The sequence below is a fragment of the Escherichia marmotae genome (assembly GCF_002900365.1).
In the GTDB taxonomy this organism is placed as follows: domain Bacteria; phylum Pseudomonadota; class Gammaproteobacteria; order Enterobacterales; family Enterobacteriaceae; genus Escherichia; species Escherichia marmotae.
The window spans coordinates 2,948,800-2,967,057 of the sequence record NZ_CP025979.1; the positions used below are offsets into that span (position 1 = coordinate 2,948,800).

At 52.6% G+C, this 18,258-nt stretch carries 16 protein-coding genes and 1 pseudogene; 10 read left to right on the forward strand and 7 right to left on the reverse strand.

The window, feature by feature from the left end; all coding sequences use genetic code 11:
- Positions 1 to 21 precede the first annotated feature (21 nt).
- Genes nikA through nikR form a run of 6 tightly spaced genes read left to right on the forward strand, consistent with a single transcriptional unit; the run spans position 22 to position 5,344 of the window.
- Positions 22 to 1,596: a nickel ABC transporter substrate-binding protein gene (nikA, locus tag C1192_RS15315; protein ID WP_038354356.1), complete on the forward strand. Its 1,575-nt coding sequence runs from the start codon at positions 22 to 24 to the stop codon at positions 1,594 to 1,596.
- Entirely contained in the window at positions 1,596 to 2,540 is a 945-nt protein-coding gene (nikB, locus tag C1192_RS15320; protein WP_000947086.1) for a nickel ABC transporter permease subunit NikB, read from the forward strand. The genes nikA and nikB overlap by 1 nt, the downstream gene beginning before the upstream one ends.
- Positions 2,537 to 3,370, forward strand: coding sequence for a nickel ABC transporter permease subunit NikC (nikC, locus tag C1192_RS15325; protein WP_001008957.1), 834 nt, complete (start codon positions 2,537 to 2,539; stop codon positions 3,368 to 3,370). The genes nikB and nikC overlap by 4 nt, the downstream gene beginning before the upstream one ends.
- Positions 3,370 to 4,134: a nickel import ATP-binding protein NikD gene (gene nikD / locus C1192_RS15330; protein WP_038354357.1), complete on the forward strand. Its 765-nt coding sequence runs from the start codon at positions 3,370 to 3,372 to the stop codon at positions 4,132 to 4,134. The genes nikC and nikD overlap by 1 nt, the downstream gene beginning before the upstream one ends.
- Entirely contained in the window at positions 4,131 to 4,937 is an 807-nt protein-coding gene (gene nikE, locus C1192_RS15335; RefSeq protein WP_038354358.1) for a nickel import ATP-binding protein NikE, read from the forward strand. Before nikD ends, nikE begins: the two co-directional genes overlap by 4 nt.
- Positions 4,938 to 4,942: 5 nt before the next feature.
- Positions 4,943 to 5,344, forward strand: coding sequence for a nickel-responsive transcriptional regulator NikR (gene nikR, locus C1192_RS15340; RefSeq protein ID WP_001190061.1), 402 nt, complete (start codon positions 4,943 to 4,945; stop codon positions 5,342 to 5,344).
- A gap of 168 nt (positions 5,345 to 5,512) precedes the next feature.
- On the opposite strand, the gene C1192_RS15345 is transcribed toward nikR, so the two are convergent.
- From C1192_RS15345 to C1192_RS25505, 4 genes are all read right to left on the reverse strand, one after another.
- The gene (locus C1192_RS15345) at positions 5,513 to 6,637 is read right to left on the reverse strand and encodes an ABC transporter permease (RefSeq protein ID WP_016262635.1); all 1,125 of its coding nucleotides are present in this window, start codon (positions 6,635 to 6,637) and stop codon (positions 5,513 to 5,515) included.
- The gene (gene rbbA / locus C1192_RS15350; RefSeq protein WP_001517282.1) at positions 6,637 to 9,372 is read right to left on the reverse strand and encodes a ribosome-associated ATPase/putative transporter RbbA; all 2,736 of its coding nucleotides are present in this window, start codon (positions 9,370 to 9,372) and stop codon (positions 6,637 to 6,639) included. Before rbbA ends, C1192_RS15345 begins: the two co-directional genes overlap by 1 nt.
- Positions 9,369 to 10,436: an HlyD family secretion protein gene (locus tag C1192_RS15355; RefSeq protein WP_000361522.1), complete on the reverse strand. Its 1,068-nt coding sequence runs from the start codon at positions 10,434 to 10,436 to the stop codon at positions 9,369 to 9,371. The genes rbbA and C1192_RS15355 overlap by 4 nt, the downstream gene beginning before the upstream one ends.
- Before the next feature lie 62 nt (positions 10,437 to 10,498).
- The gene (locus C1192_RS25505) at positions 10,499 to 10,612 is read right to left on the reverse strand and encodes a hypothetical protein (RefSeq protein ID WP_214678606.1); all 114 of its coding nucleotides are present in this window, start codon (positions 10,610 to 10,612) and stop codon (positions 10,499 to 10,501) included.
- Positions 10,613 to 11,141: 529 nt separating this feature from the next.
- On the opposite strand from C1192_RS25505, the pseudogene C1192_RS15360 reads away from it, so the two are divergent.
- Positions 11,142 to 12,194, forward strand: a pseudogene (locus tag C1192_RS15360) (DUF2776 family protein).
- 99 nt (positions 12,195 to 12,293) lie between these two features.
- Here the strand turns inward: C1192_RS15360 and C1192_RS15365 are convergent.
- Positions 12,294 to 13,487, reverse strand: coding sequence for a BaiN/RdsA family NAD(P)/FAD-dependent oxidoreductase (locus C1192_RS15365; protein ID WP_000439152.1), 1,194 nt, complete (start codon positions 13,485 to 13,487; stop codon positions 12,294 to 12,296).
- A gap of 230 nt (positions 13,488 to 13,717) precedes the next feature.
- Here C1192_RS15365 and pitA point away from each other — a divergent pair, with 230 nt between their 5' ends.
- On the forward strand, positions 13,718 to 15,217 hold the full coding sequence (gene pitA, locus C1192_RS15370; RefSeq protein ID WP_000902773.1) for an inorganic phosphate transporter PitA: 1,500 nt from the start codon (positions 13,718 to 13,720) through the stop codon (positions 15,215 to 15,217).
- 67 nt (positions 15,218 to 15,284) lie between these two features.
- Here the strand turns inward: pitA and uspB are convergent, their stop codons facing one another.
- The gene (gene uspB, locus C1192_RS15375) at positions 15,285 to 15,620 is read right to left on the reverse strand and encodes a universal stress protein UspB (protein WP_000626185.1); all 336 of its coding nucleotides are present in this window, start codon (positions 15,618 to 15,620) and stop codon (positions 15,285 to 15,287) included.
- Positions 15,621 to 16,010: 390 nt separating this feature from the next.
- On the opposite strand from uspB, the gene uspA reads away from it, so the two are divergent.
- Positions 16,011 to 16,445 (forward strand): universal stress protein UspA, encoded by a 435-nt coding sequence (gene uspA, locus C1192_RS15380; RefSeq protein ID WP_000323571.1) that lies wholly within the window; start codon positions 16,011 to 16,013, stop codon positions 16,443 to 16,445.
- On the opposite strand, the gene C1192_RS25330 is transcribed toward uspA, so the two are convergent.
- On the reverse strand, positions 16,446 to 16,799 hold the full coding sequence (locus tag C1192_RS25330; RefSeq protein ID WP_071985614.1) for a hypothetical protein: 354 nt from the start codon (positions 16,797 to 16,799) through the stop codon (positions 16,446 to 16,448).
- Between C1192_RS25330 and dtpB the strand changes: the two genes are divergently transcribed.
- Positions 16,754 to 18,223: a dipeptide/tripeptide permease DtpB gene (gene dtpB, locus C1192_RS15390; protein WP_038354359.1), complete on the forward strand. Its 1,470-nt coding sequence runs from the start codon at positions 16,754 to 16,756 to the stop codon at positions 18,221 to 18,223. The two genes, C1192_RS25330 and dtpB, sit on opposite strands and share 46 nt — an antisense overlap.
- The last annotated feature ends 35 nt before the right edge of the window (positions 18,224 to 18,258 follow it).

The following is an 18,258-nucleotide window of genomic DNA, read 5'->3' on the forward strand; positions in this document are numbered from 1 at the left end:
TTTTAATCCATTGGGGTTACCATGTTCTCCACACTCCGCCGCACTCTGTTTGCGCTGCTGGCTTGTGCGTCTTTTATCGTCCATGCCGCCGCGCCAGATGAAATCACCACCGCCTGGCCGGTGAACGTCGGGCCACTAAACCCGCACCTTTACACGCCTAATCAGATGTTCGCCCAGAGCATGGTTTATGAACCATTGGTGAAATATCAGGCAGACGGTTCGGTGACCCCGTGGCTGGCAAAAAGCTGGACCCATTCGGAAGATGGCAAAACCTGGACCTTCACCCTGCGTGATGACGTGAAATTCTCTAATGGTGAACCGTTCGATGCAGAGGCCGCAGCAGAAAACTTCCGCGCAGTGCTCGATAACCGTCAACGTCACGCCTGGCTGGAGCTGGCAAATCAGATTGTTGGTGTCAAAGCACTCAGCAAAACCGAGCTACAAATCACCCTGAAAAGCGCCTACTATCCTTTCCTGCAAGAACTGGCTCTGCCGCGCCCTTTCCGCTTTATCGCTCCGTCACAATTTAAAAACCACGAAACCATGAACGGGATTAAAGCCCCGATTGGCACCGGGCCGTGGGTTTTGCAGGAATCGAAACTGAATCAATACGATGTCTTCGTCCGTAACGAAAACTACTGGGGTGAAAAACCGGCAATTAAAAAGATCACCTTCAACGTGATCCCCGACCCGACTACTCGCGCGGTAGCTTTCGAAACCGGTGATATCGACCTGCTGTACGGTAATGAAGGGCTGCTGCCACTCGATACCTTCGCCCGCTTTAGCCAGAACCCGGCTTACCACACTCAACTGTCACAACCGATCGAAACTGTGATGCTGGCGCTTAATACCGCCAAAGCCCCTACCAACGAGCTGGCAGTGCGGGAAGCGCTCAATTACGCCGTAAACAAAAAATCGCTGATTGATAACGCATTGTATGGCACCCAGCAGGTTGCCGACACTCTGTTTGCCCCTTCTGTGCCTTACGCTAATCTCGGCCTGAAGCCGCGTCAGTACGATCCACAGAAAGCGAAAGATTTGCTGGAAAAAGCAGGCTGGACGCTGCCTGCGGGCAAAGATATCCGCGAGAAAAACGGTCAGCCGCTGCGCATTGAACTGTCGTTCATCGGCACCGATGCGTTAAGCAAATCAATGGCAGAAATCATTCAGGCCGATATGCACCAGATTGGCGCTGATGTCACATTAATTGGAGAAGAAGAGAGCAGTATCTACGCCCGCCAGCGTGACGGTCGATTTGGAATGATTTTCCACCGCACCTGGGGCGCGCCATACGATCCACACGCTTTCCTGAGTTCGATGCGCGTACCGTCGCACGCTGACTTCCAGGCACAGCAAGGATTAGCCGACAAACAGCTGATTGATAAAGAGATTGGCGAAGTGCTGGCGACCCATGACGAAACACAACGTCAGGCACTATATCGCGACATTCTGACCCGTCTGCACGACGAGGCGGTTTATCTGCCAATCAGCTATATCTCGATGATGGTGGTGGCAAAACCGGAACTGGGCAACATCCCCTACGCGCCGATTGCCACTGAAATTCCGTTCGAACAGATTAAACCGGTGAAACCTTAATGTTGCGTTATGTATTGCGCCGCTTTCTGCTGCTGATCCCGATGGTGCTTGCCGCCTCGGTGATCATTTTTCTGATGCTACGCCTCGGCACCGGCGATCCAGCACTCGATTATCTGCGTCTGTCCAACCTGCCGCCGACGCCGGAAATGCTGGCTTCTACCCGCACAATGCTCGGTCTGGATCAGCCGCTGTACGTGCAATACGGCACCTGGCTGTGGAAGGCGCTACATCTTGATTTTGGTGTCTCATTCGCCAGCCAACGCCCGGTGCTGGACGATATGCTGAATTTCCTGCCCGCCACGCTGGAACTGGCAGGCGCGGCGCTGGTGTTAATTCTGCTCACTTCCGTGCCGCTCGGTATCTGGGCGGCGCGCCATCGCGATCGCCTGCCCGATTTCGCCGTGCGTTTTATCGCGTTTCTCGGCGTGTCGATGCCTAACTTCTGGCTGGCATTTTTGCTGGTGATGGGGTTTTCGGTGTATCTGCAATGGCTGCCCGCGATGGGCTACGGCGGCTGGCAGCACCTCATTTTACCTGCGGTATCCATCGCCTTTATGTCGCTGGCGATAAACGCACGTCTGCTGCGCGCCAGTATGCTGGACGTCGCCGGTCAGCGTCACGTGACCTGGGCGCGGCTACGCGGTCTGAACGACAAACAGACCGAACGCCGTCACATCCTGCGCAATGCCTCGCTGCCGATGATCACCGCCGTGGGGATGCACATTGGCGAACTGATCGGCGGGACAATGATTATCGAAAATATCTTTGCCTGGCCGGGCGTCGGCCGTTACGCCGTGTCGGCAATTTTTAACCGTGACTATCCGGTCATTCAGTGTTTTACGCTGATGATGGTGGTGGTTTTTGTGGTCTGTAATTTGATTGTTGATTTGATCAATGCTGCGCTGGACCCGCGTATTCGTCGTCATGAAGGAGCGCACGCGTGAACTTTTTCCTCTCTTCCCGCTGGTCGGTACGCCTGGCGCTGATCATTATCGCCCTGCTGGCGCTGATTGCGCTCACCAGCCAGTGGTGGCTACCGTATGATCCACAGGCGATTGATCTGCCTTCTCGCCTGCTTTCGCCAGATGCGCAGCACTGGTTGGGCACTGATCATTTAGGCCGCGATATTTTCTCGCGGCTGATGGCGGCGACTCGCGTGTCGCTCGGCTCAGTAATGGCCTGCCTGCTGCTGGTACTGACGTTAGGGTTGATTATTGGCGGTAGTGCCGGGCTGATTGGCGGGCGCGTCGATCAGGCCACCATGCGCGTTGCGGATATGTTTATGACCTTCCCGACCTCGATTCTGTCGTTCTTTATGGTCGGCGTACTCGGCACCGGGCTAACCAACGTGATTATCGCCATCGCCCTGTCGCACTGGGCGTGGTATGCACGTATGGTGCGCAGCTTGGTGATTTCACTGCGCCAACGCGAGTTTGTGCTGGCGTCACGGCTTTCTGGCGCTGGCCATGTGCGGGTGTTTGTCGACCATCTGGCAGGCGCGGTGATCCCTTCGCTGCTGGTACTGGCAACGCTGGATATCGGCCATATGATGCTGCACGTGGCGGGAATGTCCTTCCTCGGCCTCGGCGTGACCGCGCCGACCGCCGAATGGGGCGTGATGATTAACGACGCGCGCCAGTATATCTGGACTCAGCCGCTACAAATGTTCTGGCCGGGGCTGGCGCTGTTTATCAGCGTGATGGCCTTTAACCTGGTGGGTGACGCACTGCGCGATCATCTGGATCCTCATCTGGTGACGGAGCACGCACACTAATGCCGCAACAGATTGAACTGCGCGATATCGCGCTACAGGCCGCAAAGCCGCTGGTGCACGGTGTATCGTTAACCCTGCAACGCGGGCGCGTGCTGGCGTTAGTTGGCGGTAGCGGCAGCGGGAAATCATTAACCTGCGCCGCGACGCTGGGCATTCTACCCGCAGGCGTTCGCCAGACGGCTGGGGAAATTTTAGCCGATGGCAAACCGGTTTCTCCCTGCGCCCTACGCGGTGTCAAAATTGCTACCATCATGCAAAACCCACGCAGCGCCTTTAATCCGCTGCACACCATGCACACCCACGCGCGAGAAACCTGCCTGGCGTTAGGGAAACCCGCCGATGACGCCACGCTTATCGCAGCCATAGAAGCAGTGGGGTTGGAAAACGCTGCGCGCGTGCTGAAACTGTACCCGTTCGAGATGAGCGGCGGCATGTTGCAGCGCATGATGATTGCGATGGCAGTGCTGTGTGAATCACCGTTTATCATCGCTGATGAACCGACTACCGACCTTGATGTGGTGGCGCAGGCGCGCATCCTTGATCTGCTGGAAAGCATTATGCAAAAGCAGGCTCCGGGAATGTTGCTGGTCACTCATGATATGGGCGTAGTGGCGCGTCTGGCGGACGATGTAGCAGTGATGTCACACGGTAAGATTGTCGAACAGGGCGATGTCGAAACGCTGTTTAACGCACCGCAACATCCGGTGACGCGCAGCCTGGTTTCCGCTCATCTCGCGCTTTACGGTATGGAGCTGGCATCATGACTTTACTTAACGTTTCCGGCCTTTCACATCACTATGCGCACGGTGGATTTAGCGGTAAGCACCAGCATCAGGCGGTACTGAATAACGTTTCTCTGACCCTGAAAAGCGGTGAAACTGTCGCCTTGCTGGGGCGCAGCGGCTGTGGGAAAAGTACTCTCGCACGGCTGCTGGTGGGTTTAGAGTCGCCGTCGCAGGGCACGATTAGCTGGCGCGGTGAACCGCTGGCGAAGCTCAATCGCGCCCAGCGTAAAGCGTTCCGCCGTGATATTCAGATGGTGTTTCAGGACTCCATCAGCGCCGTTAACCCACGCAAAACCGTGCGCGAGATCCTGCGTGAGCCGATGCGTCACCTGTTATCGCTGAAAAAATCGGAGCAACTGGCGCGCGCCAGCGAAATGCTGAATGCGGTAGATCTCGACGACAGCGTGCTCGACAAGCGCCCACCGCAGCTAAGCGGCGGTCAACTCCAGCGCGTCTGCCTGGCGCGCGCGCTGGCAGTCGAACCGAAATTGCTGATTCTGGATGAAGCCGTTTCTAACCTTGACCTGGTACTGCAGGCGGGAGTGATTCGCCTGCTGAAAAAGCTGCAACAGCAGTTTGGCACCGCCTGCCTGTTCATCACCCACGACTTACGCCTGGTAGAACGTTTTTGCCAGCGGGTAATGGTGATGGACAACGGGCAAATCGTCGAAACCCAGGTGGTGGGAGAGAAATTAACCTTTTCCTCTGACGCCGGACGTGTGCTACAAAACGCGGTATTACCCGCATTCCCCTTGCGCCGTCGCGCCACAGAAAAGGTTTAACGCAAATGCAACGAGTCACCATCACGCTTGATGACGATTTACTGGAGACGCTGGACAGCCTGAGCCAGCGTCGCGGCTATAACAACCGTTCCGAAGCTATCCGCGATATTCTGCGTAGCGCTCTGGCACAGGAGGCTACCCAGCAGCACGGCACACAAGGTTTCGCGGTGCTGTCGTATGTGTATGAACACGAAAAACGCGACTTAGCCAGCCGTATTGTCTCCACGCAGCATCACCACCACGACCTTTCGGTCGCCACGCTGCATGTGCACATTAATCACGACGACTGCCTGGAAATCGCCGTGCTGAAAGGTGACATGGGCGATATACAGCATTTTGCCGATGATGTTATCGCCCAGCGCGGCGTGCGGCACGGGCATTTGCAGTGCTTGCCGAAGGAAGATTGATTTATTTCTGAAACGAGGAAAGAAAAGATATTAACTGAACTTAATTTATAAAATTAAGTTCAGTTGCATAGATAGATCCTGTAAAGGCAGATGTTCTGCGTAATGAACGCAGCTAAAATTTATGACTTCGCTTTATGACATCACAATATGAAGCCAGGTTTCCCTTCCTTACGCCATTGTCCCAATCGTCTTCCTGAATCGCAGTAGCGCGATGGTGAAAAACACGCCGCCAATTGCCATCAGCGTCAGGAACTGCGGCCAGACGATTTCGAATCCGGCACCACGGTAGAGAATGGCTTGCGCGAGGCTAACAAAGTGTGTCGTCGGCATGGTCAGCATAATATCCTGCACCATCTGCGGCATACTTTCGCGCGGGGTAGAGCCACCGGAAAGCATTTGTAACGGTAGCAACACCAGAATCACCAGCAGCCCAAGCTGTGGCATCGAACGTGCTATCGTCCCCATAAAAATGCCGATTGACGTGGTGGCAAACAAACTGAGCGCTACACCCAGCATAAACAGCGGGATCGAGCCTTCAATCGGTACGCCCAGCACACCTTTCACCATCAGCACCAGCGATAATCCCGACACCACCAACACCACCAGCCCCATCGACCAGACCTTCGCCATCATGATCTCAAACGGCGTTATCGGCATCACCAACAAGTGTTCCACCGTGCCGTGTTCACGCTCACGGATCAGTGCCGATCCGGTGAGCACAATCGCCAGCATGGTAATGTTGTTGATGATCGCCATCACCCCGCCAAACCACGCGGGGTCGAGGTTCGGGTTAAAGCGCATGCGGGTTTCCAGCGATACCAACGGTTCGCTGTTATCACGGTAGCGCGCGACAAAGCTATTCACTTCACCGTTGATAATATTCTGGATATAACCGTTGCCAGTGAATGCCTGGCTCATTCGCGTGGCATCGACGTTCACCTGAATATCTGGCTGGCGTCCGGCGAGGACATCACGCTGAAAATTTGGCGGAATATTTATCGCGAAGGTATAGCGTCCGGCGTCCAGTCCGGCATCCATCTCATCGGCGGTGATCATCTCCGGTGGCAAAAACCACGGGCGATAGAAGCTGTTAACGATCCGGTTCGACAATTGCGATTGATCCATATCGGCAATAGCGATCGGCGCGAGGTTCAACGATCCTGGCGTAACGGTTGCCGACGAGTACACCGACACCGTAAACGAGAAGACAATCAGCGTCAGCATCGCTTTATCACCGAGCAGACTGCGCAACTCTTTGATACCCAGATTAAAAATATTGCGTAAATGGCGCATCATCCCTCCTGTTTTTTCAGTAGCAGGATGCTTAAGCCCATCACCAGCGGTATGGCTATCAGCAACGGGATGAAAAGTTGCCACAAATCAGTCAGATCCAGCGCCTTCGAGAATGTCCCACGGGCGATAGTCAGAAAATGGCTGGTCGGATAAACCTCGCCAATCCAACGTCCCGGCCCTTCCAGTGAAGCTACCGGATCGATCATCCCGGAAAACTGCGTCGCCGGAATCAACGTGATTATGGCAGTACCGAAAATGGCGGCTATCTGGCTTTTCATAAAGGTGGAGATCAGCAGCCCCATTCCGGTGGCGATGATGATATACAGCAGTGCCGCCAGGGTGAGCGTCAGGAAACTGCCTTTATGCGGCACGCCAAACACAAACACCGACAGGCCGCAGAGCAGGAAAAAGTTCAGCATTCCCAGCGCGATGTACGGTAGCTGTTTACCGAGCAAAAATTCGCTGCGGGTAGTAGGCGTAACGTAGAGATTGATAATCGACCCCAACTCTTTTTCCCGTACCACGCTAAGGGCGCTTAGCATTGAGGGAATCATCATCAACAGAAGCGGGATCACCGCCGGAACAATCGCTGGCAGACTTTTTACGTCCGGGTTATAGCGATAGCGCGTCTCAATGTTCATCAGACCGCTTTGACTGGCTGGTGTCGATTGTTGGCTTGCCTCGTTCTGTAGCCAGTTCTGATGCATCGCCTGCACGTAACCTTTTACCGTTTCAGCGCGGCTGGGCATCGCGCCGTCGATCCAGACGCCGATTTCCACCGGCGTACCGCGTGCGATATCGCGGCCAAAATTGGGTGGGATCTCAATCGCTACCGTCACATCTCCTGCACGCATCCGGCGCTCAAGCTCATCGTAACTGGTGAGCGGCGGCTGTTCGATAAAGTAACGGGAACCGGAGAGATTGAGTGTCCACGCCTGGCTGCTGACAGTCTGGTCGCGGTCAAGCACCGCAAAGCGCAGGTTTTCCACATCCATACTGATGCCGTAACCCATTATCAGCATCAGGATCACCGTCCCCATCAGCGCCAGCGTTGAACGTACCGGATCGCGTCGCAGTTCCAGTGCTTCGCGGCGGCTGTAGCTAAACAGACGACGCAGGCTAAATCCCTGACGTGGCGCGTGAGTGGTGTCATGTCCCACGGGCGGTGCTTCAACTTCGTTGCTCTGCCCTGCCGCTTCCTGCAAATAGGCGATAAATGCCTCTTCCAGGCTGGCAGCCCTGCGTTTCTCAACCAGCTCCTGCGGCGTGCCGCTGGCGAGTACTTTTCCGGCGTGCATCAGCGAGATGCGGTCACAGCGTTCCGCTTCATTCATAAAGTGGGTGGAGATGAAAATGGTCACTTTGTCCTGGCGCGAGAGATCCACCATCAACTGCCAGAACATATCCCTCGCCACTGGATCGACGCCAGAAGTCGGCTCATCGAGGATTAACATCTCCGGGCGATGAATCACCGCCACAGCCAGCGAAAGTCGCTGACGAATACCGAGCGGCAGGGATTCCGGCAGTGCATCTTCAACATCATTGAGCTTAAAACGCTCGCTCATCTCAGCAACTCGCGCAGGAATGTCCGCTTCCGGAATGTGAAACAAGCGGGCATGTAACTCAAGGTTTTGCCGCACGGTGAGTTCGTTATAAAGCGAAAACGCCTGCGACATATAACCCACCCGCCGGCGGGTATCGATATCTTTTGGATCGACTGGTTGCCCAAACAACCACGCTTCACCTTCGCTGGCAGGCAGCAGCCCGGTGAGCATTTTCATGGTGGTGGATTTACCGCAGCCGTTCGAACCGAGAAACCCAAAAATCTCCCCGCGTGGAATGCGAAAATTAACGTGATCAACAGCGACAAAGGAACCAAAACGCATGGTCAGATCGCGCGCTTCGATGGCAATCTCTGCGTTTTCAGGTTGATACGGTGGGATGACTACCGCCTGATGCGCCTGGCGTTGCGCTTGCGGCAACAGATTTATAAATGCTTCTTCCAGCGTGGCGCTTTGCGTTTGCTGCCGCAGCTCTTCGGCACTTCCGGTTGCCAGCACTTCTCCGGCATTCATCGCTACCAGCCAGTCGAAGCGTTCGGCCTCTTCCATATAGGCGGTGGCAACCAGCACGCTCATATTACTCTGCCGCTGGCGGATGCTGTCGATCAGATCCCAGAACTGGGCGCGGGAGAGCGGGTCAACCCCCGTCGTAGGCTCATCAAGAATCAACAATTCCGGATCGTGGATTAACGCACAACACAACCCAAGTTTTTGCTTCATGCCGCCGGAGAGTTTACCCGCCGGACGATCGCGAAAAGGTGCTAACCCGGTACTGGTCAGTAGTTCATTAATTCGCACTTCCCGCTCCGCTTTGTCGTGACCGAACAAGCGGGCGAAAAAATCGACGTTTTCATACACCGACAAGGTGTGGTAGAGGTTTTTGCCCAGTCCTTGTGGCATCCAGGCGATGCGCGGGCAGACGTCGCGGCGATGCTTCGGGTCGCGCATATCGCCGCCCAATACCATCACGCTGCCCTGCTCAATGACGCGGGCACCAGAAATCAACGACAACAAACTCGACTTCCCGACACCGTCAGGGCCAATCAGCCCGACCATACAGCGGGCCGGAATATCGAGAGTGATATTGTTCAGCGCAACGGTTTTTCCATAATGCTGGCTCACGCCCGCCAGTTGCGCGACAGGCGGGACGGGAACCAGTTCCAGATGCGTCATTGCGGCAACCTCACCGCCAGGTCTTCAGGCCACGGAAGTTCTTCATTCACCCGCACCCACGCCACGCCCGGCAAGCCAGTTTTGACATATTCCAGATGCTGCTGGAGTAATTCCGGTGGGATACGCGCTTTGACGCGGAACATCAGTTTCAGCCGTTCATCGCTGGTTTCGACGGTTTTTGGCGTGAACTGGGCAACGCTGGCGACAAAGCTGATGGTCGCCGGAATACGCAGATCTGGCGCGGCATCAAGGATCAGACGCGCTTCCCCGCCCAGTTTCAGCGTGCCAGCCTGTTCGGTTGGCAGGAAGAAGGTCATATAGACATCGCTCAGGTCGACCATATTCAGCACCCGACCGCCTGCCGCCAACACTTCACCAGGCTCAGCAACCCGATACTGCACACGTCCGTCGCGCGGGGCTTTCAGTTCACTATCGTCGATATCTGCCGCGATACGCCGTTCAGTGGCTTGTGCGGCTTCGACACGCGTTTGCGCCTGAATGATATTGGTGCGTGCCGCTTCTATAGCGGCTTTAGAGGCAGAAACCTGGGCTTTTGCCGATTCCAGCGCAGCACGGGCGCTTTCGGCAGCGGCGCGGTCATCATCCAGTTGTTGCGCAGAAATAGCCCCACTATGGGCGAGCGAGCGGGAACGGGTATGACGTTTGGCAACGGAGTCCAGTTCAGCCTGGCGTTGATTGACCAGCGACTGCGCGGCGCGAGTTTCACTTTGCCTCTGCTCCAGCAAGGCCCGGGCGGCAGCAACGGCGCTTTGTGCTTCTTTGATTTGTGCGATGGCTTCCAGCCGCTGCTCCTGCAACACGCGGGTATCCATTTTCGCCAGCACTTCACCTTCGCGGACAAACTGGCCTTCTTTCACCAGAATAGTGTCGATACGCCCGGCGATTTTGCTGGCGATATCCACTTCCGTCGCTTCAATGCGCCCATTACTGACGGCAAAACCTTCCGGCACACCCGTCGGGCGCAACAACCACCATGCCACGACGGTAGCAACCGCCAGAACCCCGACAACCCACCACGCCAGATGGCGTTTACTCTTATCCATAATCGATCCGCCATAATCCCTGTAAGCAAACGAAACGTGTTACAACTGCCACTGAACGACGTTCAGCGGATTCTTCCATCCGGGATAAGAAGGAAACGGCATATGCGGCCAGGGCGCTGCAAGATGAGCACCAACGGGGAAGGCTTAGTGAAAACGGGTAGTAATGTTGTCATCATCAGCATTCCTGGCCGTAAATGAAACACGCATACTCATAATTGAAATCAATTAAATACTAACAGTTATATTCATGTTGTCTATTTGATTATTATCAGCTTGTGATACACCACGATGTTCTACATTTCGATTACGTTCTTAACCAAAAATCCTTTTTACAGGTTCTCAGGTTGTGCGACATAAATTTTCACAACAGGAAATAACGTAACTATCACACAGAGTTATTATCCCCTTGAGTACGAATATTTCCCGAATGTGAATACGTTTTTTACGAAAAGGTGATGAATGAGAAAAGACTGCACCTTACGCAACGATGAAAATAAGAAAAATATATTAATTCAGAATTCATCGTAGGATAAATATTTAATTACCAGCTTTAATCCATCTCTAAAAGCCGATACTTACAACAATAAATCCAGCTATAGTAAAGTCACTTTTTACAATTAGTGGTATCTCATTGTTATATTTAACTAGCTGAAAATACTACTTATACGTTTTCTGATATTAGCAGAAAAACATATGGAGATAGAGATGAATATCTATATTGGATGGTTATTTAAATTAATCCCTTTGCTAATGGGGGTAATATGCATCGCATTAGGTGAGTTTGTATTAGCAGGTTCTGGACAAAGTGAATACTTCGTTGCAGGGCATGTTCTGATTTCTCTCTCTGCAATATGTCTGGCATTGTTCACTACCGCATTTATTATTATCTCTCAGTTAAATCATGGCGTGAATAAACTCTACAACACATTATTCCCTGTTATTGGTTATGCTGGCTCCATTGCAACTATGATTTGGGGATGGTCATTTCTGGCCAGCGATAATGTGATGGCAGATGAATTTGTCGCCGGGCATGTGATTTTCGGTGTTGGCATGATTGCCGCCTGCGTATCAACCGTGGCGGCCTCTTCCGGGCATTTTCTGCTGATCCCGAAAAACGCAGCGGGTAGTAAGAGTGATGGAACACCATTGCAGGCGTATTCTTCAACTATCGGTAATTACTTAATTGCTATCCCCGTTCTGCTCACTCTCTTCGGTTTTATTTGGTCAATAGTGCTGTTACGCAGCGCAAATATCACACCACATTATGTTGCAGGCCATGTGCTCCTGGGGCTAACAGCAATTTGCGCTTGTCTTATTGGTCTGGTTGCTACCATCATCCATCAAACGCGGAATACGTTCTCAGCGAAAGAACATTGGCTCTGGTGTTATTAGGTTATTTTACTCGGTTCACTTACCGTTATTCAGGGCATCTACGTATTAATCAGTTCAGATGAAAATGCCCGTCTGGCTCCGGGTATTATTCTCATTTGTCTGGGGATGATCTGCTACAGTATTTTCTCCAAAGTGTGGTTGCTGGCGCTGGTCTGGAGACGCGCCTGTTCGTTAACCAACAGAATACCCATGATACCCGTATTTACCTGTCTGTTTTGCCTGTTCCTCGCGGCATTCCTTGCAGAGATTGCGCAAACCGATATGGTTTACTTTATTCCCTCGCGGGTTCTGGTTGGCTTAGGTGCAGTGTGTTTTACGCTATTTTCAATCGTTTCTATATTAGAAGCAGGGTCTGCAAAAAAATAATAGAAAAGACTTCAGATAAGACGCTGAGCGTCTTATCTGGGCTTTATTCAGGTTGATTCCCCCTGATTTCACTGCGAAAACGAGGGGGTACTTTACGTCTTATTCTGCCGCCAAATCCTGCGCACAAGCCCACGCGCTGGACCACGCCCACTGGAAGTTATAGCCTCCCAGCCAGCCTGTGACGTCCATCACTTCACCAATAAAGTACAGCCCAGACACTTTGCGCGCTTCCATCGTCCGTGATGAGAGTTCATTGGTGTCCACGCCGCCGAGAGTCACTTCGGCGGTGCGATAGCCTTCGGTGCCGTTGGGTTGTACGCGCCACTCGGTCAATGTGGTAATCAGCGCCTGTTGGTCACGCACGTTGAGCTGTTTTAGCGGGACGTCCGGGATTTGCCCAAGTTGTTGCAACCGTTCAACCAACCGTTTCGGCAGATGAACCGCCAACGTGTTCTTCAGGCTCTGATTCGGATGTGCACTGCGCTGCTCGTTAAGGAAGGCTTCCAGGTCGACATCCGGTAGCAGATTGATGCTGACAAATTCACCCGGTTGCCAGTAGCTGGATATCTGCAACACCGCCGGACCTGATAAGCCACGATGCGTGAAGAGTAAATTTTCACGGAACACCGTGCCGTTTTCAGCGGTGATCACTGAAGGTACTGCAACGCCTGCCAGCACCTGTAACTCTTCCAGCAACGGTTTATGCAGTGTGAATGGCACCAGACCAGCGCGCGTCGGCAACACGTTGAGGCCAAATTGTTCGGCAATCTTATAACCGAACGGCGACGCGCCCAGACCCGGCATCGAGAGGCCTCCAGTCGCAATGACCAGTTTATCGCAGCCGACGGTCATACCATTCAGTTCAAGCGTAAAACCCGTTTCATCCTTTGCCACACTCAGCACTTCGCTACGCAATCTGAAGGTCACATTACCCTTCTCACACTCTGCCACCAGCATGTCAACAATCTGCTGTGCGGAGTCATCGCAAAAGAGTTGCCCTAACGTTTTCTCGTGCCAGGCGATGCCGTGTTTATTGACCAGATCAATAAAATCCCACTGCGTAAATCGGGCGAGGGCAGACTTACAAAAATGCGGATTCTGGCTCAGATAGGCACCAGGCTCGACATAAAGGTTGGTAAAGTTGCAGCGCCCACCACCAGACATGAGGATTTTGCGCCCCGGTTTTTTACCATTATCGATCAGCAAAACTCTGCGCCCTGCCTGACCTGCCAGCGCAGAACAGAACATACCAGCCGCACCAGCGCCTATAATAATGGCATCAAACCTTTCCACGTTGCGCTCCTCTTAGAAAAAATGGGCGTGAATTGTAAAGATTCCTCAGTGGCCGCACCAGCATCAATATTACTTAGGGGAAGTATTTATATGAATTATATAAGATAATTATTTTTTGAGTGAAATTCATACAGGAGGCAAATCAAAAAAATCTATATTTCACTTTGCCCGCACCGCGAAAGTCACTGATAATGCGCCGCGTTCATGTCCTCAAAATGGCGTAACGTCCTATGCTACATTTGTTTGCTGGCCTGGATTTGCATACCGGGCTGTTATTATTGCTTGCACTGGCTTTTGTGCTGTTCTACGAAGCCATCAATGGTTTCCATGACACCGCCAACGCCGTGGCAACTGTCATCTATACCCGCGCGATGCGTTCTCAGCTCGCAGTGGTTATGGCGGCAGTGTTCAACTTCCTGGGTGTTTTGCTGGGTGGTCTTAGTGTTGCCTATGCCATTGTGCATATGCTGCCGACAGATCTGCTGCTTAATATGGGATCGTCTCATGGCCTTGCTATGGTGTTCTCTATGTTGCTGGCGGCGATTATCTGGAACCTTGGTACGTGGTACTTTGGTTTGCCTGCATCCAGCTCCCATACGCTGATTGGCGCGATTATCGGTATTGGTTTAACCAATGCGTTGATGACCGGTACGTCAGTGGTGGATGCACTCAATATCCCGAAAGTATTAAGTATTTTCGCATCTCTGATCGTTTCCCCTATTGTCGGCCTGGTGTTTGCTGGTGGTCTGATTTTCTTGCTGCGTCGCTACTGGAGCGGCACCAAGAAACGCGCCCGTATCCACCTAACCCCAGCGGAGCGTGAAAAGAAAGACGGTAAGAAAAAGCCGCCGTTCTGGACACGTATCGCACTGATCCTTTCTGCTGTCGGCGTGGCGTTTTCTCACGGAGCGAACGATGGTCAGAAAGGCATTGGTCTGGTTATGCTGGTACTGATTGGCGTCGCACCAGCAGGCTTCGTGGTTAATATGAATGCCACAGGTTACGAAATCACTCGTACCCGCGATGCTATCAACAACGTGGAAGCTTACTTTGAGCAACACCCTGCGCTGCTCAAACAGGCGACCGGTGCTGATCAGTTAGTGCCGACTCCGGAAGCAGGCGCAACACAGCCTGCGGAGTTCCATTGCCATCCGTCGAATACCATTAACGCGCTCAACCGCCTGAAGGGCATGTTGACCGCCGATGTGGAAAGCTACGACAAGCTGTCGCTTGACCAGCGTAGCCAGATGCGCCGCATTATGCTGTGCGTTTCTGACACTATCGACAAAGTGGTGAAAATGCCTGGCGTCACTGCGGATGATCAGCGTCTGTTGAAGAAATTGAAGTCCGATATGCTTAGCACCATCGAGTATGCTCCGGTATGGATCATCATGGCGGTCGCGCTGGCGTTAGGTATCGGGACGATGATTGGCTGGCGTCGTGTGGCGACGACTATCGGTGAGAAAATCGGTAAGAAAGGCATGACCTACGCTCAGGGGATGTCTGCCCAGATGACGGCGGCGGTGTCTATCGGTCTGGCGAGTTATACCGGGATGCCTGTTTCCACCACTCACGTACTCTCCTCTTCCGTAGCGGGGACGATGGTCGTTGATGGCGGTGGCTTGCAGCGTAAAACGGTAACCAGCATTCTGATGGCCTGGGTGTTTACCCTCCCGGCTGCAGTGCTGCTCTCCGGCGGGTTGTACTGGATCTCTTTGCAGTTCCTGTAATCGCACGCATAAAAACGAGCGGGTCAGTTTTCTGGCCCGCTTTTTTTATGCCTTATTGCCGTGGTACTTAATGCCAAATCATCAATGCAATCAGGCTTATCACCACCAGACCACACAATGCGCTGGTCAGGATAAACTGCCGACGCACACGCTCGCAGCGACGAATAAACTCATCATCGTGATGATCACGATACCTCTGAGCATAGATATACCAAACGAGACGAACCTGTTTGTTGGGTTGGCCATGTGAGGTAAAAAAGCCCCCTCCATCAACATATTGATAGAGCAATGGATCGCAATTACGCAGTACCACTAACAACGCGCGTAGTGATGAGAAATAGCGCGCCATGTTAACAATGCAAACGACACATAAAGCCCAAAATAATGCGACGGTGCTTATCATACCTCCTCCCCGGCGACCTGCCCACGGAGTTCCACCCCGGGGCTACCGCTCCCGATACGCTGCCAATCAGTTAACACCAGGTCCTGGAGAAACCGCTTTTGTCGTAACGAACATCCGAGCGGCTCTATAGATAGTGTAGGAGATCAGGTTGTTTTTTTTCCATAAGGTTAACCACTATCAATATATTCATGTCGAAAATTTGATTATCTGATTGGTAAGCAAGGCGGATTGACGGATCATCCAGGTCGCTATAAGGTAAGGATGGTCTTAACACTGAATCTTTACGGCTGGGTTAGCCCCGCGCACGTAGTTCGCAGGACGCGGGTGACGTAACGGCACAAGAAACGCTAGCTGGCCAGTCATCGACAACTTTATGGAAGGAGTAACACTATGGCTTATAAACACATTCTCATCGCGGTCGATCTCTCCCCTGAAAGCAAAGTTCTGGTAGAGAAAGCGGTCTCTATGGCCCGCCCCTACAATGCGAAGGTTTCTCTGATCCACGTAGATGTAAACTACTCTGACCTATACACCGGACTTATTGATGTAAATCTGGGTGATATGCAGAAACGCATTTCCGAAGAGACTCATCACGCGCTGACTGAGCTTTCCACTAACGCAGGCTACCCAATTACTGAAACTCTGAGCGGCAGCGGCGATCTGGGTCAGGTTCTGGTTGATGCGATCAAGAAATACGATATGGATCTGGTGGTTTGTGGTCATCACCAGGACTTCTGGAGCAAACTGATGTCTTCCGCACGCCAGCTAATCAACACCGTTCACGTTGATATGCTGATTGTTCCACTGCGTGACGAAGAAGAATAATCATTCCCCTCTACTTGCTCCTGAACGCCCGCTCATGCGGGCGTTCTGCTTTTTGTTTTGAGCCGATGTTAATCTGCAGTCAGAAAGCTCACTGCGTAGCGAGCAATTCAAATTTACACCCCATAAAAAAGCATGTAACGCCATTACACATAAAAACATCAGCATGATTGGCTGATTATTTTTGCTGTGATAGTGCATTAATGCATTCATTACATCAATATTAAGAATTTTAGACGCGTGTAAAATCTTTCGCGCGCAATCACTTACGCGTTCATACTTTTCAGGACGGTATTGGAAGGTTAATAAATATGAATACAACAACACCCACTGGGATGCTGCAGCAACCTCGCCCATTTTTTATGATCTTTTTTGTCGAATTATGGGAACGATTCGGCTACTACGGCGTGCAAGGCGTGCTGGCGGTTTTCTTCGTTAAACAGCTCGGATTTTCACAAGAGCAAGCCTTTGTCACCTTTGGTGCCTTTGCGGCGCTGGTCTATGGCCTTATCTCGATCGGCGGTTATGTTGGCGACCATCTATTGGGAACCAAACGCACCATTGTTCTCGGGGCAATTGTGCTGGCGATTGGCTACTTTATGACCGGGATGTCGTTACTCAAACCTGACCTGATCTTCATCGCGCTGGGGACTATCGCCGTCGGCAACGGCTTGTTTAAAGCCAACCCTGCCAGCTTGCTTTCTAAGTGCTATCCGCCAAAAGATCCGCGGCTCGATGGCGCTTTCACCCTGTTTTACATGTCAATCAACATCGGCTCGTTGATAGCATTATCGCTGGCACCAGTTATCGCTGACAGATTTGGTTATTCCGTCACCTATAATCTGTGCGGTGCGGGGTTAATTGTCGCGTTACTGGTCTACATCGCCTGTCGTGGAATGGTAAAAGATATTGGTTCTGCGCCAGACTTTCGATCAATGAGCTTCAGCAAACTGTTGTACGTGTTGATTGGCAGCGTGGTGATGATCTTCGTCTGCGCATGGCTGATGCACAACGTGGAAGTTGCCAACCTGGTGCTGATAGTCCTCTCCATCGTCGTCACCATTATTTTCTTCCGTCAGGCATTCAAGCTGGATAAAACCGGGCGCAACAAGATGTTTGTCGCCTTTGTGCTGATGCTCGAAGCGGTGGTGTTTTACATCCTCTACGCCCAGATGCCAACATCACTGAACTTCTTTGCCATCAACAACGTGCATCATGAAATCCTCGGCTTTTCCATCAACCCGGTCAGCTTCCAGGCGCTCAATCCGTTCTGGGTGGTCATTGCCAGCCCGGTACTGGCGACTATCTATACCCGTCTGGGCAGCAAAGGCAAAGATCTCTCGATGCCGATGAAATTCACCCTTGGCATGTTTATGTGTTCATTGGGTTTTCTGACTGCCGCCGCTGCGGGGATGTGGTTTGCTGATGCCCAGGGACTGACATCGCCGTGGTTTATCGTCCTGGTTTACTTGTTCCAGAGCCTGGGTGAACTGTTTATTAGCGCCCTGGGTCTGGCGATGATTGCTGCGCTGGTGCCGCAGCATTTGATGGGATTTATTCTCGGGATGTGGTTCCTGACGCAGGCAGCCGCATTCTTGCTGGGCGGCTATGTAGCGACATTTACCGCCGTGCCGGACAACATTACCGATCCGCTACAGACATTACCGGTCTACATCGATGTGTTTAGCAAAATTGGTCTGGTCACGCTGGGCGTTGCGGTGGTAATGCTGCTGATGGTGCCGTGGCTGAAACGGATGATTGAGACGCCAGAAAGCAATTAATTTTTCCTGCAGCAAACCGGGTAGCAGTAACGCTA